This window comes from Pyrinomonadaceae bacterium (genome assembly GCA_036277115.1).
Taxonomy (GTDB): Bacteria; Acidobacteriota; Blastocatellia; order Pyrinomonadales; family Pyrinomonadaceae; genus UBA11740.
Map to the genome: position 1 here is coordinate 74,009 of DASUNM010000002.1, position 17,039 is coordinate 91,047.

Annotated in this window: 12 protein-coding genes; 3 read left to right on the plus strand and 9 right to left on the minus strand. The window is 57.2% G+C overall.

All coding sequences use genetic code 11. The features are described from left to right. The first annotated feature begins 133 nt into the window (after positions 1-133). On the plus strand, positions 134-2,635 hold the full coding sequence (topA, locus tag VFX97_00430) for a type I DNA topoisomerase (GenBank protein HEX5701664.1): 2,502 nt from the start codon (positions 134-136) through the stop codon (positions 2,633-2,635). 209 nt (positions 2,636-2,844) lie between these two features. On the opposite strand, the gene VFX97_00435 is transcribed toward topA, so the two are convergent. The 6 genes from VFX97_00435 to VFX97_00460 all read right to left on the minus strand — a co-directional run bounded on the left by VFX97_00435 (position 2,845) and on the right by VFX97_00460 (position 8,221). After that, positions 2,845-3,354, minus strand: a complete 510-nt coding sequence (locus tag VFX97_00435) for a gamma carbonic anhydrase family protein (protein HEX5701665.1) — start codon at positions 3,352-3,354, stop codon at positions 2,845-2,847. Positions 3,355-3,497: 143 nt separating this feature from the next. Then, positions 3,498-3,893, minus strand: coding sequence for a VOC family protein (locus VFX97_00440; protein ID HEX5701666.1), 396 nt, complete (start codon positions 3,891-3,893; stop codon positions 3,498-3,500). A gap of 34 nt (positions 3,894-3,927) precedes the next feature. After that, positions 3,928-5,154, minus strand: a complete 1,227-nt coding sequence (locus tag VFX97_00445; protein ID HEX5701667.1) for a hypothetical protein — start codon at positions 5,152-5,154, stop codon at positions 3,928-3,930. Between the two features lie 126 nt (positions 5,155-5,280). After that, entirely contained in the window at positions 5,281-6,453 is a 1,173-nt protein-coding gene (locus VFX97_00450; GenBank protein HEX5701668.1) for a M20/M25/M40 family metallo-hydrolase, read from the minus strand. 128 nt (positions 6,454-6,581) lie between these two features. Beyond that, positions 6,582-7,301, minus strand: a complete 720-nt coding sequence (locus VFX97_00455) for a lysophospholipid acyltransferase family protein (GenBank protein ID HEX5701669.1) — start codon at positions 7,299-7,301, stop codon at positions 6,582-6,584. A gap of 2 nt (positions 7,302-7,303) precedes the next feature. After that, positions 7,304-8,221, minus strand: a complete 918-nt coding sequence (locus VFX97_00460) for a lysophospholipid acyltransferase family protein (protein ID HEX5701670.1) — start codon at positions 8,219-8,221, stop codon at positions 7,304-7,306. Between the two features lie 273 nt (positions 8,222-8,494). Between VFX97_00460 and VFX97_00465 the strand changes: the two genes are divergently transcribed. Together VFX97_00465 and VFX97_00470 are read left to right on the plus strand one after the other, a co-directional pair. Continuing rightward, complete coding sequence (locus VFX97_00465; GenBank protein ID HEX5701671.1) at positions 8,495-9,523, plus strand: radical SAM protein; 1,029 nt, start codon at positions 8,495-8,497, stop codon at positions 9,521-9,523. Positions 9,524-9,533: 10 nt separating this feature from the next. Continuing rightward, positions 9,534-11,111: a glycosyltransferase family 39 protein gene (locus VFX97_00470; GenBank protein ID HEX5701672.1), complete on the plus strand. Its 1,578-nt coding sequence runs from the start codon at positions 9,534-9,536 to the stop codon at positions 11,109-11,111. A 10-nt stretch (positions 11,112-11,121) separates the two neighbouring features. Here VFX97_00470 and VFX97_00475 read toward each other — a convergent pair whose 3' ends face one another. From VFX97_00475 to VFX97_00485, 3 genes are read right to left on the minus strand one after another with little or no spacing between them, the layout of a single operon-like run. Then, positions 11,122-13,380: an EAL domain-containing protein gene (locus VFX97_00475; protein ID HEX5701673.1), complete on the minus strand. Its 2,259-nt coding sequence runs from the start codon at positions 13,378-13,380 to the stop codon at positions 11,122-11,124. 22 nt (positions 13,381-13,402) lie between these two features. Beyond that, complete coding sequence (locus VFX97_00480; protein HEX5701674.1) at positions 13,403-14,299, minus strand: GNAT family N-acetyltransferase; 897 nt, start codon at positions 14,297-14,299, stop codon at positions 13,403-13,405. A 30-nt stretch (positions 14,300-14,329) separates the two neighbouring features. Next, positions 14,330-16,996 carry a S8 family serine peptidase gene (locus VFX97_00485; GenBank protein ID HEX5701675.1) on the minus strand — a complete coding sequence of 889 codons (2,667 nt, stop codon included), beginning with the start codon at positions 16,994-16,996 and terminating at the stop codon, positions 14,330-14,332. Between the last annotated feature and the right edge of the window lie 43 nt (positions 16,997-17,039).

Consider the following 17,039-nt stretch of genomic DNA (forward strand, 5'->3'; position numbering starts at 1 on the left):
CCCCGCGTAAATCGGCAAAGCAACCCGGTCATCCAACCAACATTTGTGCGTGACCGGACGGGCGCACTTAATCGGATGTCGCAATTAGATGGAATCACGGTCAGTTTTTGGAGAGACGGCGCGTAACAGATAAATGGCAAAGAACCTCGTAATCGTCGAATCGCCGGCCAAGGCGAAAACGATCAATAAATATCTCGGCAAGGACTTCATCGTGAAGGCCTCAATTGGGCATATCAAAGATCTGCCTTCGAAGGGTCTCGGCGTCGACATCCAAAACAACTTTGAGCCGAGTTACGAAGTTATCCCCGATACAAGGAAGCGAAATAATAAGAAAATTGTTGCCGACCTGAAGAAAACGGCGAAAACCGCGGACGCGATCTATCTCGCGGCCGACCCGGATCGTGAAGGGGAAGCGATTTGCCAGCACCTCGCGGAAGAGATTGTTCCCAAGAAACCGGTCGTCCCGACGTATCGCGTGATGTTCAATGAAATTACGAAGCGCGCGGTGCAGGCCGCGTTCGACCATCCGAAGCAAATCGACGAAAACCTGGTAGACGCTCAGCAGGCGCGGCGCATACTCGATCGTTTGGTCGGCTACAAAGTCTCGCCGCTGCTGTGTCGCACGATCGGCGGACGCTTGAGCGCCGGGCGCGTGCAATCCGTCGCATTGCGAATGGTCGTTGAGCGCGAGCGCGAGATTGAGGCGTTCGTCAAGACTGAGTATTGGACGATCGCGGCGAACTTGACCGGTAAACAACCGCCGCCGTTCGCCGCGCGCTTGCTGAAGGTTGGCGAGCAAACTGTTAAGACCAGCGGTTTCGACCAGGATCTGAAGAAATCTGAGATTCTTATCGGCAACGATGCGCAGGCGAATGAGATCGTTTCCGAAGCCAGGCAACAAAAGTTTGTCGTTAACGAAGTCACCACCAAGGAACGGAAACGAAATCCGGTTCCGCCCTTCATCACTTCAAAGTTACAGCAGGAAGCATCGCGCAAACTCGGATTCGCGGTGAAGCGCACGATGATGATTGCCCAGCATCTTTACGAAGGGGTTGAGCTGGGCAGCGAAGGTTCCGTCGGCTTGATCACTTACATGCGCACGGACTCGATCAGAGTTAGCGAAACAGCTCTCGGCGAAGTGCGCGGGTTTATCGGTCAGCAGTACGGCGCGAATTATCTTCCCGAAAAAGCCGTTCATTACCGGTCGAAGAAAGACGCGCAGGATGCTCACGAAGCGATCAGGCCGACTGACGTCACACGCACGCCCGACTCGCTGGCGCAGTATCTCAAACCTGAAGAACTAAAACTTTACCGTTTGATCTGGCAAAGGTTCGTCGCATCCCAGATGACACCCGCCCTTTTTGATCAGACGACTATCGACATAGGAGCCGGCCGGTTTATTTTCCGCGCCAGCGGATCGGTGCAGAAGTTTGACGGCTTCCTGAAGGTTTATCAGGAGGGCCGCGATGAGAAACCGGCCGAAGATGAAGAGGATGAACGCACGCTGCCGCTGGTAACAAAGGGCGAGACCCTGGCGCTGAACACAATCGATCCGGAACAGCATTTCACCGAACCGCCGCCGCGGTTTACGGAAGCGACGCTGGTGAAAGCCCTCGAGGAAAAAGGTATCGGACGGCCCTCAACTTATGCGGCGATCATGACGACGATCCAGGATCGCGAGTACGTCGAGAAGAAAGAAGGACGCTTTCATCCCACCGGACTCGGGAAGACCGTCAACGACGTTTTGATCGAAGGCGGCTTTGACGATCTCTTCAACGAGACCTACACCGCGCGCATGGAAGAAGAGCTCGACGAGATCGAAGAGGGGAAGCTCAAGTGGACCGATGCGATCAAAGACTTCTACGGGACCTTCAGCAAAGATCTGGCGCAATTCGAGAAGTACGCAAAGACGGTAAAAGAGAAGGAAACACCTACCGATGAAGTGTGCCTGAAGTGCGGCACGCCCGGCATGGTGCAGAAGCTCGGCCGCTTTGGAAAGTACCTGAAGTGTAACAGTTGCAGCGCGACGCGCGATGCTGAACCGCAAGCCCCGGCGGATTCCGCTCCGGCCGCTGACGGTGAAGAAGAAATTGAAGCGTGCGAACTTTGCGGCAAACAGATGCAGCTTAAGCGCGGCCGCTTCGGACCGTTCTACGGCTGTTCGGGCTATCCCGAATGCCGGAACATTCGAAAGATTTCCAAGAGCGGCAAGATGACCGCGGCGCCGGTGCCGATTGATGAAAACTGTCCCGTTGATGGCGCGCAACTCGTGCGCCGGCAAGGCCGTTTCGGCGAATTCGTTTCGTGCTCGAATTATCCGAAGTGCAAATACATCAAGCAGGAAACCATCGGCATGAAGTGCCCGAGGCCGGGTTGCGGCGGAGAGATCGTGGTGAAGAAGTCGCGCCGCGGAAAAGTTTTCTACGGCTGCGCGAATTATCCTAAGTGCGAGGAAGTCTATTGGGACAAGCCGGTGCAGGAACCGTGTCCGCAATGTGGCAAACCGTTTGTGCTGGAGAAGACGACCAAGAAGGGAACCACTAAGTACTGCTCCGACGCCGAAGGATGCGGATACAAGAGTGAGTTGATGCCACTTAGCCCGCCCGAACAACCGACTCAAGAGAAGCGCGCGTGAGTTTTATGTAGCCCAGACGTTCACGGCTGGGAAAACTGGTGTCGAAAATTTTGATTAGCCTCCTTTTCAGGAGGCTTTAGTTTTTTAAAGCTTCTGAAGGAGCTGAGGAATCTCGCCGTTGACCCAGGCGTGAACGCCTGGGCTACAGAAATCTTTCGACGCATCCGGTGTGAACGTCTCTCCTACAGAAAACGAGTTGACTCCCAACGTCACTCCTTCAAATACGCCGCCGAATACTCTACATAGTTCTGCCAGAAGCGATCGAGACTCAAGACTTCTTCATCGGTCAGAGGCCGCTTCACCCGGGCGGGCATTCCCATCACTAAGCTTCGCGGCGGAATGATTGTGCCGGGCGAAATTAGCGAGCCTGCGGCGACCAATGATTCAGCGCCGACACGAACGTCGTCCAGCAGGATCGATCCAATTCCAATCAGAGATTTCCGTTCAACGTAGCAGCCGTGCAGCGTCACGCTGTGGCCAACGGTGACTTCCTCTTCCAGAATCGTGGGCTTCTCGCCGGTGCGCGTGTGAATGACGCAATTGTCCTGGACGTTCGCGCGGTCTCCGATGCGGATGTAGAACATATCGCCGCGCACGACCGAACCAAACCAGACGGATGCCTGTTCGCCGACGTGGACGTCACCGATGACTTGCGCGCTGTCGGCGATGAAAGCCGTTTCGTGAATTTGCGGATGAACACCGCGGAAAGGTCGAATCATGATTTTTTCATTCACACCGCGCTTCAGCGCAGTGACTGCGAAGTGGTGGCCTGACGGGAAACCGTTTAAACGGTTTCCGAACCTTGCTCTGGGGACCCACCGCGCTAAAGCGCGGTGTGAATGACACTCGTAGCTCCTTCGTATCACAATCCTTTCAGCGGTTGCCCCGCCGTGAACTCAACCAGATGTCCGTCGGGATCGCGCACCATCGTGAAGTAACCGACGACTCCGCCAATATCCACCGGCGGCTCGACGAGAATGTTTTGCTGCCGCGCCAGTTCAGCAATGCGATCGACGTCTGCGCGCGACTCGCACTGAAATCCGAAATGATCGAGGCGGGCTTTCACCTCATCCTGCACCACGACCAGGACGAAGACGGGATCCTGCCCGGCAGGCGTCCTCGGTCCCAGCCAAACGTTGTGACGACCTTCCGGGCGACGGTCGCGAACGATCGATAGGCCGCAAAGCGAAGTGTAGAAATCGATTGACCGTTCCAGGTCGCTACAGTTGATCGTGATGTGGGTCCAGCGCGGAGGCATTAACTTTTCACGAAATAGAACTCACGGGCCCCCGTCAATAAGTCGTGGCCTGCTTAGTGGCGCGTACCTCGGTTTCCAGTTGCTCTTTATAGGAACTGATTCGCTGCCAGACAAGAGTGGTTGAGGCTGGATCGCGTCGGGCTGCGTTCTCGATTTCTGTAATTTCGGAAAGCAGGCGTTGTCTTGCTTCCAGGAACCCGCGCATCATGATCGAAGCCAGGGTCTTACGATCATATTTCGCGGGAAGCTCCGGGAAACGAGCAAGCAACTCGTCCACAGTTTTACTGTCCACATCAATGGTAAGTTGTGACACTTCGCTTCTTGCGCGTCCAAGCATTGCCGCGGAATCTTGATCGGGAGCCTCCAGAATGTTTTTCAGTAAAAGCACGGCTCGGGTAAATTGCAAACGACGGCCTGTTTGATTGCCGATTACCTGCAATGCTGTCGCAGCTTCTCCCTCGTAAGTCTCGTCATCGAATACCACCGTTCCGACTATGATTTTGTTCGAGGGCTCTTCAGCAACATAACCTTGATTGGTTAAACGACGGCCGCGGTTCTCGTGGATCAAAGTGTCAGACGTGCCGCCGGGTTTCATCACCGGACGCGTGGCGGAGCCGTTGGTCGTTACACCGCTGCGGCCACGCTCTTTAGGCACATAAACATCCAGCGCGACAATGTTCTTGCTTGAAATATTTCGCACGGTCAGGCGGTATGCACTTGTATCCGGTACCGGTGATAGAACTACGACTTCAACTGATTTGAGTTTATTAGTTACCACCGGCGCAAACGCCGGGCCCGGAGTTTCAACTTCGGGAACGAAGCGGACGACTTTAAGCGCGAGCGGCTTGAACCCAAGGGACTTCAGTTCATTGACTTCGATTTTCTCCCCTTCGCGCGCGAGGTATGAACCGATTGGTCTTTCCACCGGACCGTACTTTGGACCGGGCGCATCGGCCGGCTCAGAGTCGTCGAATACGCCTGCGATCTTGACTCTGGCCGCGTCGCCTTCCATGACCGCGCGGATCCGTATGCGCGTGAGCGGAGCGCCAGTTGGTTTGAAATCGGGAATGGGATCGGTCGTGCCCATTTCCATTACACCCCCAGAAGGAGCTTCGAATATGGGCGCGGGAATCCTTTTACGGCCGTCGAGTATCTCTATCGCAAGCTTCGGCTGGGCGGACTTTTCCTGAGCTGGATCATGCGAACTGCCTAAGAATACCGCGGCTGCCAGGGTTAGGAGGATCAAGTGAAATCGAATCATGGTTTACCTCGATGTTGTTCCGAGTGGAAGTGGAAGGCTGCATATTTTATCCGGCGACGTTCAGCCTCAGATCAGGGTACGCCGGCGGCAGTATATTCGCTTTCGAGGTAAACAGAAGATTGAAACCTAAGCGCCCGTCGCCGACGCTTTCATCGCCAGCTCGCCGTTCAGCTTCATGATCTCCAGAGTCATCTCAGCCGACGCGTACATGTCTTTCACGTCGAGCCACTCTTTCACGGTGTGGATGGCGCGCATGCCCGTGCCGAGGTTGGCGCACTCGATCCCTTTGCGATTGAAAACGTTTGCGTCGCAGCCGCCGCCCGACGCCATCGTTTTGACGTCGAGACCCATGCGTTGCGCCGCTTTGAGAACGAGTTGAACTACATGCGATGCATCGGGAACGTCCATTGACGAGTATTCACGAACGACGTGAGCTTCAACGGATGCCTTCGTAGTTTTTCCGGCCACGGTGACTTCGTATCTGGCGGCGGCGTCTTCAAAGCACTTAGTCATGTGCGCGGTTTGCGCCTCGAGTTTTTCTTCGCTGTGCGAGCGGGCCTCGCCTTTCATGACGACCAGGTTCGGGGTGATGTTGGTCGCCATGCCGCCTTCGATTTGGCCGATGTTGGCAGTGGTCTCTTCATCGATGCGTCCGAGTTTCATTGCCGCGATGCCTTCAGCCGCAATCCTGATGGCCGAGATGCCTTCCTCGGGCGCGACGCCGGCGTGCGATTCGAGACCGTGAATCCGGTACTCCATGTGATTGGCGGAAGGACCTTTAGTGAAAAGAAATCCGGGATCGTCGGAATCGAAAACAATTCCGTACTTGGCTTTGATCTTCGTTACATCAACATTCTTCGCGCCGAGCAACCCGACTTCTTCGCAGATGGAAAAGATCGCTTCGATAGGTGTGTGCGGAATGTTGTGGTCCTGGAGCGAGCGAATCACTTCGAGGATCACGGCGCAGCCACTCTTGTCGTCGCCGCCGAGCACCGTCGTGCCGTCCGTGCGAATGATGTCGCCTTCCACAATCGGCTTTACGCCTTCGCCGGGAACGACCGTGTCCATGTGCGCGCTCATCATGATCGGCTCGGCGCTGGCGATCGTCCCGGGAAACCGGGCAATCACATTGCCGCTGTTGCCGCCGACCTTCTCGCCCGCGTCGTCAATCTCGACCTGTGCGCCCATTTCTTCGCAGTACTTCTTGATGCGCTCGGCGATTTCGCGTTCCTTGCGCGAGTGACTGTCGATCTGCACGAACTCAAGCAGAAGATTTTTGATGCGTTCCTGGTTGATCATCGGGCCTCCGCTACCGCAGTTTGAAGTTACAAGTTCCCAGTTTCAAGTCAACGCCGCGAACTTGAAACTCGAAACTTGGAACTTGGAACTTACTTGCGGTGCCGCAATCCTACTACACGAAGTGAGGTTCAGGAAATACTGGCCCGCCACTGCTCGCCCTTTTGTGCTAATGCCTCCAGGGTGCGCTGCAGCTCATCACGTTTTGCGTTGAGCACGCTGGGCGCGGCATCGGCTTCCACGTAGATCGGCGGCGCGATAATTACCCGAGCGCGGGTGAACGGTTTGGGTATCTGGGTCTGATCCCAGCTCTTGCGGATCTCCCAGGACTTCGCCGGCACGATCACGAATGGCAGGACCGGTTGGCTGGCCTTTTTAGCTATCAACACGGCGCCCATTTTGGCGACGTGCCGCGGACCCTTCGGGCCATCGATCGTGAAGCCCGCGGGACAGCCCACCTGCAAGAGCCGGATCATCTCAATCGTCGCGCCCGTATGACCACGCGTGGAAGAGCCGCGCACGGTCCCGTAACCGAATCGCTTAATCAAACGCCCCGTGTATTCCGCGTCGAAGCTGCGTGAACTCATGACGACGATGCCGCGGTCGCGCCAGAAATACGTCGAAAGGAAAACGCCATTGTGCCAGGTGGTGTAGATGGGCAGTTGGCTGCCCGCCGATGCCGCTTCCAGGTTTTCCCAACCCTCGACCTCGAACTTCAAGGTCGAACCAAGCAGTTTCATGACGGCATATAGCGTCAGCCCGATGGCGCGAATCATCATCCGTTCAAGGAACGAATATGAGGAGAGATCGGAAGGCGCATAAGCCCGTTCGATGTTAGCTACAGACGGCATGCTCAACCATAAATTTCGCGTTCGCCAGGCGGGCGCGTTTTCCAGCGCCGATGGATCCAAAGCCATTGATCGGGATAACGGCGCACGTAATCTTCAACGACACCGGTCATCGCCTGCGTGAGGCGGTGCACGTCTTCTGTCTCGTCGCTAGAACGATCGACGCGCAGCGGTTCACCGACCTGCACGACGAACTTGCCGCGCGCCTTGTCCCACGGGGCGAATACCGGAAAGACGTCTGCCCCGGTTCGTAACGCTAGCTTCGCGACAATAAAAGTGGTGGCGGCTTTCACGCCGAAGTAGTCAACGAACACTGCTTCGCGATCGAGCGTGTTCAGATCGACGAGGATTCCCAGGGTGCCGCCGCTTTGCAGAATCTGAAGCATCTCGCGGGCGGCGTTCATCTTGTCGATCGTTCGGTTGCCGCGGCTCATGCGATACCGATCGACCAGCGCTTCAACCTTTGGGTTATCAATGCGCCGCACCAGAAAACTCAACGGCTGATCAAACAGCGAGAGGGCAAAACTCGACAACTCCCAGGCGCCAATGTGGCCGGTGAACAGAATCACCCCGCGCCCGGTTTCGCGTCCCGCCGCCAACCGCTCGAGACCATCGCAATCGACAAACTTGCGCCACGATTCCGGCGACTCTTTTCGAAGGTGGCTGAATACGCCTAACGCGCGGCCAAGATTCTCAAAACAACCGCGCAGAAGTTCTTCGCGTTCTTGCGGTGAGGCTTCGGGAAAAGCCAGCTCGAGATTCCGCCGGCCAGTCCGTCGCAGTTTGCCAAACGCGAGTCCGAAGCGCCCGAACGCTCGCCCCGCACGAATCGCGGACGACAACGGCAGCAGCGAAAAGAACCAGAGAATGGTTCGCGCCAGCCAGTATTCGAGATTCGTTCGGATCTGTCCGTGTTTGGCCATGGAGACTGAAGACGGCGTAGTGTAGCGCATCGAACTCGCGGGTTTATAATTCTCGGTGTCAGCCGCTGGTTCACTTTGAGTTTTCCATTCACACGGCTTTTAGCCCGGTGCGCACACCGCGGTTATGCAACCGGAAACCGTTTCAACGGATTCCTCCCGCCCTTGCGCTGCTGATCGCCGCGCTAAAGCGACGGCGAGAATGAGAAATCCGATCAAGTCAACGACAGCTTCCCGTCCGCATCCGTCTGTATTAGACTTCGATTCGCGACCTCAATGACCGGTAAAGCCAATCCCATTCGCCAGCTCACGCGCTTTGCGCTCGAAGGCATCCCCCAGGACGCTGTGTGTTCGGTGGACGTGACCAACCAGTGCAACCTGCGCTGTCATCATTGCTACTTCTTTGAGCACGAGCAGCCCGAAAATCTCGCCGTCGAGCGCTGGCGCGCATTCTTCGACAAGTTGAAAGCCGAAGGCTTCCCTTTTTTCTCATGCACCTGGGTCGGCGGCGAGCCATTGATGCGGCAGGAAATCATCGAGATGGGTTCGCGCTACTTTCGTCGCAACATGGTCGTGACGAACGGCACGATTCGCATTCCGGATTGGCCACATGTGAACTTTAAAGTGTCGGTTGACGGCGTCGAAGCCCGCCACGATCGTCTGCGTGGAGCGAAAACTTATCAGCGCATCAAGCGAATGATTCGCGACGCGGCCGAGCGCGGACTGCGCATTGGCATTGCTACCGTCCTGACACGCGAGAACGAGGGCGAGCTGGAACAGTTCGTCGAAGAATGGAAGAACGAACCGATCAACAGCGGCATCATTTTCGAGTTCTACACTTACATGCACGGCCAGCCTGAGGCCGACAAGCTTTGGCTGAACTATGAAGAGCGCGATCGCGTAATCGATCGCCTGCTCGCGATCAAAGCGAAGTATCCGGACCTGGTTGAGTGCACCACTCACGCGTTGGAACTGCTGCGTTCGGAAAACTGCCGCGCCGTGACGGACAATTGTCTGGCTGAGTCAAAGATGGCCTCGTGGGACGTGAGCGGCAATCGCAAAGAGAAGTGCATCCTGGGGCCCAAGGCCGATTGCGATCGCTGTGGCTGTGCCGTGCCGTTCTGGCTGCATTCATTCGAAGACATGAATCCGGAAACGATGGGCAAGATGTTTGGTCCCGCGGCCGGCAAGTACGTGAAATTCATTCGGCCGCTGAAGTACCTCCGCCGCAAGACTTCACGGCCCACTGCACCGCCCCCGTCCGTGCTGCATCAAATCTCGGCCGCCGAGCCTCACGATAATTAAGCGCACTTCCGTGTCGCCCGCCTCAGACCATTCCGAAACGAATGCTTCCTTGCCGGCGTTCTGGAGTTCTTACCCTTACTGGGTGCCGCCGGCGTTGCTCGGCCTCGCGCTTGCCGTTGTTTACCTGAACCCGTTCATCGGCGATTGGGACGCGCTCGATTACACGATTGCGTCTTTAAATGGTGAGCCTTCGCCGATGGCTTTGGGGCGATCGCTTTTCACGCTTTTCAACTTCGCCCTGTACACCTTCGCACACAAAGTTTTCGGCGTCGGGCCTGAGAACGCTTACCTGCTTTTCAAATTCGCGGTGGTCGCGCAGGTGCCGCTGGCGATCGTTATGTGTTGGATTCTGGCGCGCGATCTGACGCGTTCGTTGTTAGCGGCGACGCTTGCCGGGCTGATGATCGCGGTGTGCCCGGTGGTCGTGCTTTACGGCAGTCAGGTAATGACCGAGGTGCCGTCGCTTTGGTTGTTGGCGGCAGCCTTGATCGTGCATCTACGCGGACTGAGAAGCGGGCGCCTGGGGCTGGTTTTAGCGGGCGCGGCACTGCTCGGATTGGCGGTAAATCTGCGCGAGACGAACGCATTCTATTTTCCGTGGCTCTTGTTCGCGCCGTTTGTTACTGGATGGAAACTCGATCGCCGAACGATTGGGATGGTCGCGTCTTCGCTGTTCGCATTCATTCTGTTCGCCGTCGGCCCATTCGCGTTGTGGTTCGCTTTGAGCGCGGGCTATCGCGCGCAGTGGCACATCTGGTTCGAATCGGGCCGCAGCGAAGCCGCACGTCATCCGCTGGGGCTCGCGAACCTGAAACCGTTTTTCGCGTTCTTCTTCCTCGTTTCGCCGGTTGTGTTCGCGAGCCTGCCGTTCGCATTCGTCAGCGAATGGCGCCGCCGGGGCTTGACGATCTTGCTGTTGGCGGCGGGCGTCGGTCTGCTCGCCAACGCGATACTGATTCTTAACTACAGCACGGTAATCAACTGGCGTTACTTCGTGACGGGTTTGCCGGCGATGGCGCCGCTCGCCGCGAACTATCTTCTAAATCTCGGAACAACGAAACTAAAGAGTCCGCGTTACGCCGTTGCGTCGATAACCACACTGATACTTGTCGTCGCGTTGACGATGGGCCTGCTAATGCGCGCGCGCATTTACGACTATCGCGAGCGGCTGGTCTTCGCCAGGGATTACATCGAACGATTGCGAATGTTGCCGAATGACGCGGTGGTGATGGCCGGGTTCGCTACCGTCGCGGTGACCTACTGGCGCGGCATCCGCGTGGGCCAGTGGATTCACATCGGCACCGGCGCCGGATTTCCCGCCGGCAGACTGCAACAGACAATCGAACAGCACTTGCGTTCCAATCAGCGCGTCTTCATTGACGTCGATCCGCGCTGGTGGCAGCCGTGCTCGTGGCAAAGCGGAGAGATACGCGAACTCGCTGTGATCGAGCCACACTTTCGCTTTCGTCAGCTAGCGCCGACGATTTTCGAGATACGTTTTCCGGATGACACTTCAGCGACAGATCGGCCGCATCTGGAAAAGTTGTTGCCTGAGAATCGTCCGGAAGAGGTTAAGAAGTGTTTTTGAGTGCGAACAACTACGCTGATCTTAGTTGCACCACCGGCGCAGCGGCCGGAGCGGCGAACTCACCTTTGGGAAACAGTGCGACTTGCCAGTCAGGTGTGCGGGCAATCCAGCCGTCAATGGCGCTCGCTTCCGCCGGACGCGAGAACAGATAGCCCTGACCGAACTGACAATTCAGCGCGCGCAGCTGGCCGAATTGCGCGAGCGTCTCAACGCCTTCGGCAACGACTTCCATGCCCATGTTGTCGGCCAGCGACACGATGGTGCGCACGATTTCAATATTCTCAGCGGCCTCGCCGATACGACCGACGAACGACCGGTCGATCTTCAAAATGTCCACCGGGAAGCGGTGCAAATAACCGAGCGACGAATAGCCCGTGCCGAAGTCGTCGATGCTCAGTTGCACGCCCAGTGCCTTCAGTCGCCGCAGAAGCTGCACGGCGGTCTCGGCATTTTCCATGACGGCGCTTTCGGTGATTTCAAGTTTCAAATGCTTCGGCTCAACATGCGTGTCTTGCAAGACGTCGCGAATCTGATTGACTAGCGCCGATTGCGCCAACTGCTTGCTGGACAGATTGACGCTCATGAAAAGGTTTCGCGTCGTGTGCGATTGCCACTGCCATTTCGCGAGCTGCTGACAAGCTTCCTTCAGCACCCACATCCCAATCGGAACAATCAAGCCCGTATCTTCGGCGAGGGAAATAAAGTCGCCCGGGCTGACAAAGCCACGCTCGGGATGCTGCCAACGAATCAGAGCCTCAAAGCCCGCGAGCTGTCCCGTATCGAGTGAAACGATCGGTTGATAGTGGACGCGGAACTCTTCACGGTCGATCGCGCGGCGCAAGTCGTTCTCCATTTGCAGCAGGTAAACGGCGCGCGCGTGCATGCCTTTGTCGAACACTTCGTAGCATGCCTTGCCCTGGGCCTTGGCGCGATACATCGCCGTGTCGGCGTCACGCAGCATCGCTTCCGGATGGTCATACCCGGTTGAGCTCATCGCGATGCCAATGCTGGTGGTGGTGAAAACTTCATGGCCGCTCAGGTTGAACGGTGACTCCAACTTGGCCTGAATGCGGCGCGCCATACTGGTCGGGTCGCCGGAGTCGGCAATGCCGTCGAGCAAAATTGCGAACTCGTCGCCGCCCAGCCGCGCCACCATGTCACTCTCGCGAATGCAATGCTCCAATCGACGGGCCATCGCAATCAGCAGTTGATCGCCGATCGAATGGCCCAGACTGTCGTTGACGTTCTTGAAGCGATCGAGGTCCAGGAAGAGCACGGCGAACTGATAATCCTCGTGCTGCTTCGCGCGTTCGATGACGAACTTCAGGTTTTCAGCGAGTAGCGCGCGGTTCGGCAGGTTCGTCAGCGTGTCGTGAAAAGCCGCGTGACGGAAGTGGTCTTTGCTCTCCTGAAGCTGTGCGCCGATCCGTTCCTGTTCGGCGATGTGCCGGTTCAGCTCTTCGACGTGACGTTCGGCCTGTTCCGCGCGCGCGCGCTCGGCTTCGGCGCGGGCGCTCTCAGCTTCAGCTCGTTCACGTTCAGCCTGTTCCGCCTGTTCGGCGCTGGCTTTAATCTCGTCGAGATACTTGTGATAGGTGAAGTAAACGATCGAAATCACCGGGGTGCCGACGATCAGGATCGCCAGTCCGGCTTTGTCGAAACGGCTGGCAGTGATCGCCGCCACCGTGCTGCCCGAGATGTAAGTGATCGAAGTCCAGAGATAATGTGTCTGCCACGTGCGGAGAATGTGGTCCCACTTTTTCAAGGACAGACCGATTGCGCTGATGCCTGTGTTGATGAAGTACTGAGACAGCGCCATTGCGCCGACCGCAGGGATGAAGTGCTGCCACTCCTGGAACCTGAGGTTCCCAATGGGACCAAAGAAGAACTCGACGATCAGAACCGTAAGGAGCGTCGAGACAGCCATCATGGCTGAGTTGAATGCGACCGTCAGCGTCGTCTTGCTGATTCTAATTCCGGAAAACAGCCCTTCCGCCGCCGCCAAAAAGATTCCGGCAAAGCCGCCGTAAACCAGCAAGGCCAGAAAAATGAAGGTGTCAGAAACAGTGACGTTGGTATTGACGCGGGGAACTTTCACCGCGAAGCGCGAGCTGACGACCATGGTGATCGCGGCCAGCAGCACGAACCGTACGTCCAGATGTGGTAACGGCATGCGCCACATCGCATAGGCGAGCGATACAACGCCGCACGCGACGATGACGTAACGGAAGGCGGTAGAAATTTTTCCTCTGACGGGGGATGCGCTCATTAACGGGGAAACCTCGCGGAACTTATTCCTGACCCAGATAGATCGTTAGGTACTCACTGTGATAGTCGAACCCGGCGCGCACGTAAAACGCGGCGGCGTTTGCCCTTCGTTCGTTGATTGTGAGGCAGACTGATCGACCGGGGCGGGCGAGAATTGACGAGAGCTGCAACAAGCATCGCTTGCCGTAGCCTTTTTTCCGTTCGTCGGGGTGCACGTGAATTCCTTCGAGGTAGATCATCTCTGGCGTATGGCCCACGATGTCGGCTTTGAAAATCGCTTTTCCATCACGCATCCAAATCCAAATGCGCTGTTGATCGATGCGCCGCCGCGTGCGGGCGCGAAACCCCTCTGCGTCACGTTCAAGCGGATCACTGCCACCTTCCTGCGTAGCGAGCAGCCCGTTAATCGCGACGACGTGCTCGGTCTCTTGAAGCGTCGCCAACCGTAATTCAGCGACCGGTTCAAACGGGGGCGTCTGTTCCATCTTTTCGAACAGCATTTCACGGCACACAAGGCGCGCCTGTTGTCCGCCCTCGGAGTAATGCTTCCAGAAGGTCTCAACGGTGCGGCGTTCGCCGCGAATGAGGTGAGCGTGTCGGCTGTGAGCAGCCAGTTGGGCAAAGGCGGCGACCGCGTGATCGGTGCGCGCCTCGACGATAGTAGCATGCCCGATTAGGGCTATGCCTTCAATTTTTTTCGATCCGTTGCGGCAGACGTAAAAAGTGCCTCGATTATTGGGGCTCACCGCCCCGTTGTCCCGCAGGATGGTGGCGAGAAAGACCGCATGAATGGGCCTTTCGGCAAGAAAACGCAGGGCCTCAGGCTCCTCGCCAGGCTGCAGCTGATTGCATGTGCGGTCGCCGAGCATCGCGTGGGCCGAGCCGGGGGAGGCCTCATGCTTCATCAAAGTTACAGCCATGGTTGTTCCTTGCCGGCGGGTCGAGCGGACCTAGGGCCGCATTGAGGGACCGGGATCACCGTAGATCATCGCTTGTAAAGACATCGCCCAGATAGCATCGCCGATAACTACGCCATCGCCGATTACCACACCATCGCCCAGGAGGATGCCATCACCGATAACTACGCCATCGCCGATAACGACACCGTCACCTAGCAGAATGCCGCTGCAAAACATAGTGCCGTCACCGATGACCACGCCGTCGCTCTTGAAAATTGTGTCGCCAAGGACCACGCCATCGCCAATCACGACACCGTCGCCGATGACCACTCCATCCCCAAGGACAACCCCATCTCCGAGCACGACGCCGTCGCCGAGCACCACGCCCTTCGCGTAATAGCTCTGATACTTCGTAATCAAAGCCGAGCCCCTGGCCCACCAGTGCTCGAAGATGATTCCCTGGGACCAGTTAACCTTTTGGCCGGCGATAGTCGTGCTGGGAGTGGGCGCCGTCGTTACGGTGAGTAGCGGATCGCCGGGCCTCGTTGTCGTGCTGAAATCGGTGCGCGCCAGTTTGGCAAGTCGCACTGCGCCTTCAGCATTCACTTGACCGGTGCCCTGCTCGAACGTGTTCCAGCCCCGCAGTGGTTGCGCCGAATACATCAGCATCGCCTTGACCATGTTGGGCGTGAGCTTCGGATTAACCTGCAACATCATGGCGGCAATGCCGGAAACGATCGGGGTCGCCATTGAGCTGCCGCTGAGGTACATCAATCGGCGGTTCTCGTTGTTCGATACGCCCGCATCCAGAGTGGGATACTTGGTGACGAGGTAATTCTTGTCCACGCTTCCCAGGAGTCCCGTGCCCAGCAAACCCGAGCTGCCGGCGTCGGACTCGGCGTAGATCAACTTGTTACCAGGAGCAACGATATCCGGCTTTAGAATATTGTCGTAGTGAGTCGTCTTGTTGGCATCAGTCCAACGGCTCCGCGTCGGCCCGCGCGAGCTGTAGGTAGCGACGCCGTCATCACTTCTCACATCAGTGCCAAACGTGTTCGTGGCGCCGACGGTGATCACGGAGGGCTCATTGCCCGGCGCATGAATCTGTCCATAGATTTTTCGACCGCTCGCGTCCTTGCCGTTGTTCCCGGCGGCCGCTACCACCACGATGCCAGCATCGGCCAGTGCGCGAGAGGCGCGGCAAATCGGATCGTTCTTGTAGCTGCTAATGGCTGGCGCCCCAAGGCTCATGTTAACGATGCGAATGTTGTACTTGTCCTTATTCAATGGATTCGTCGAACTAACCGCTTTGGTGGGATCGGCAGGGCTGAGAATCCAGTTGAGCGCGCTCAGTAATCCTGAAGCCGTTCCGACACCGTTCTTGTTCAAAACGCGGAGGTTAATTACTGAGGCCCCCGGCGCTATACCCTGATATTTTGTTCCGTCCGAGTAACTGGCGGCGGCGGCCGAGCCCGCGACGTGAGTACCGTGCCCGTAGGGGTCCGTCGCAGTGTTCTTCTCTCCGGTAAAATCCTTGCTGAATTTGACTCGGTTTGTCCCGGTCGTGAATGCCAGGTGGCTTGAATCCAAACCGGAGTCCAGCACCGCAATGCCCACACCCTTTCCATCGATGGCCGTCGCGCCCAGCAAGCCGGCGAGAAGTCCCGGCGCGTTGCGAACCTGATCTGTTCCTGTCGTCGCAGTGACGTGACCAAGACTCTCCACCTTTACATCCGGAGAGATGTAATTCATCGAGTTGCTCTTCATGAGCGGATCGATTGCTGCGACCGGCAGATCGACTTTCATCGCACCGAGGTTCGGCATGCCATCACCGATGGCAACTCCGTACCGCGCCAACAGCGCGCGAACCTGGCGACTATTGACATCACTGACCTGCACAATTGCAGACACCTGGCCATTCGGGCCGGCGGACGCCATCAAGTCGCGCATGTCAGGCGCGATCTTCTCGCCTTCGAAGTTCTGGTTGATTGGGCTCTTACGTTTGTCTTTGAGTGAGTTTGTGTTTTCAGCAGAATCAACTGCGTCCAGAGATATGGTTTCGAAAAGGACGGCGACCGTTTCGTCTGTGCCGATGTAAGAGTCGTAGGCTTCGGGACTGGCGCCACCAATGACGCTAATGTGGTTCGCGGTTATTGCCGATCGCACGGTCGCGGTGGCTGCGGCCGTGGCGCGTGCGCCCGCGTATTGATGCAGCTGATCGACGAAGAGAATAATTGTGTCATGTGTGGCCGCGGCTGCGGCGAACACAGAATGAATGCGCAGATTGAAGTCCTCGGACGTTTTTGCGTCTTTCGCAAGCGCGTCGAGGTTCAGGCTAAATACCCGCTTTCCCTGCAGGTGCAGGGGGACATTGCCGGACGCTATACGCAAGGCAACGCCGCGTGCGACCGACGCGCGATCAACGTCAGAGGCGCCAATCACCACCGGCGCTCTCGCTGAAGTGTTCGCCAGATTATCAATAACGCTATCGATTTCCGCGTCGAAGCCGCGAACGGATTCGAACTTTCCTTGCGACGCTTCCTCGGAAAGGTCCGTCGCATACGCGAAAAGCACGGCGCGTGCATCATCCTTCGAAAGCGTGGGTACTGAGACTTGGGCGTTTGCGGCTCGGGTGAGGCCGAAACCGGCGGACATCGAAAGCAGTAAAGCCGTAACCACTAGCAAGGCAACTGCGGGGGCAGTTCGTGTTCTCATCATTGATTCAATCCTTCGCATCCTGAACATGGCTCGCAGACCACAC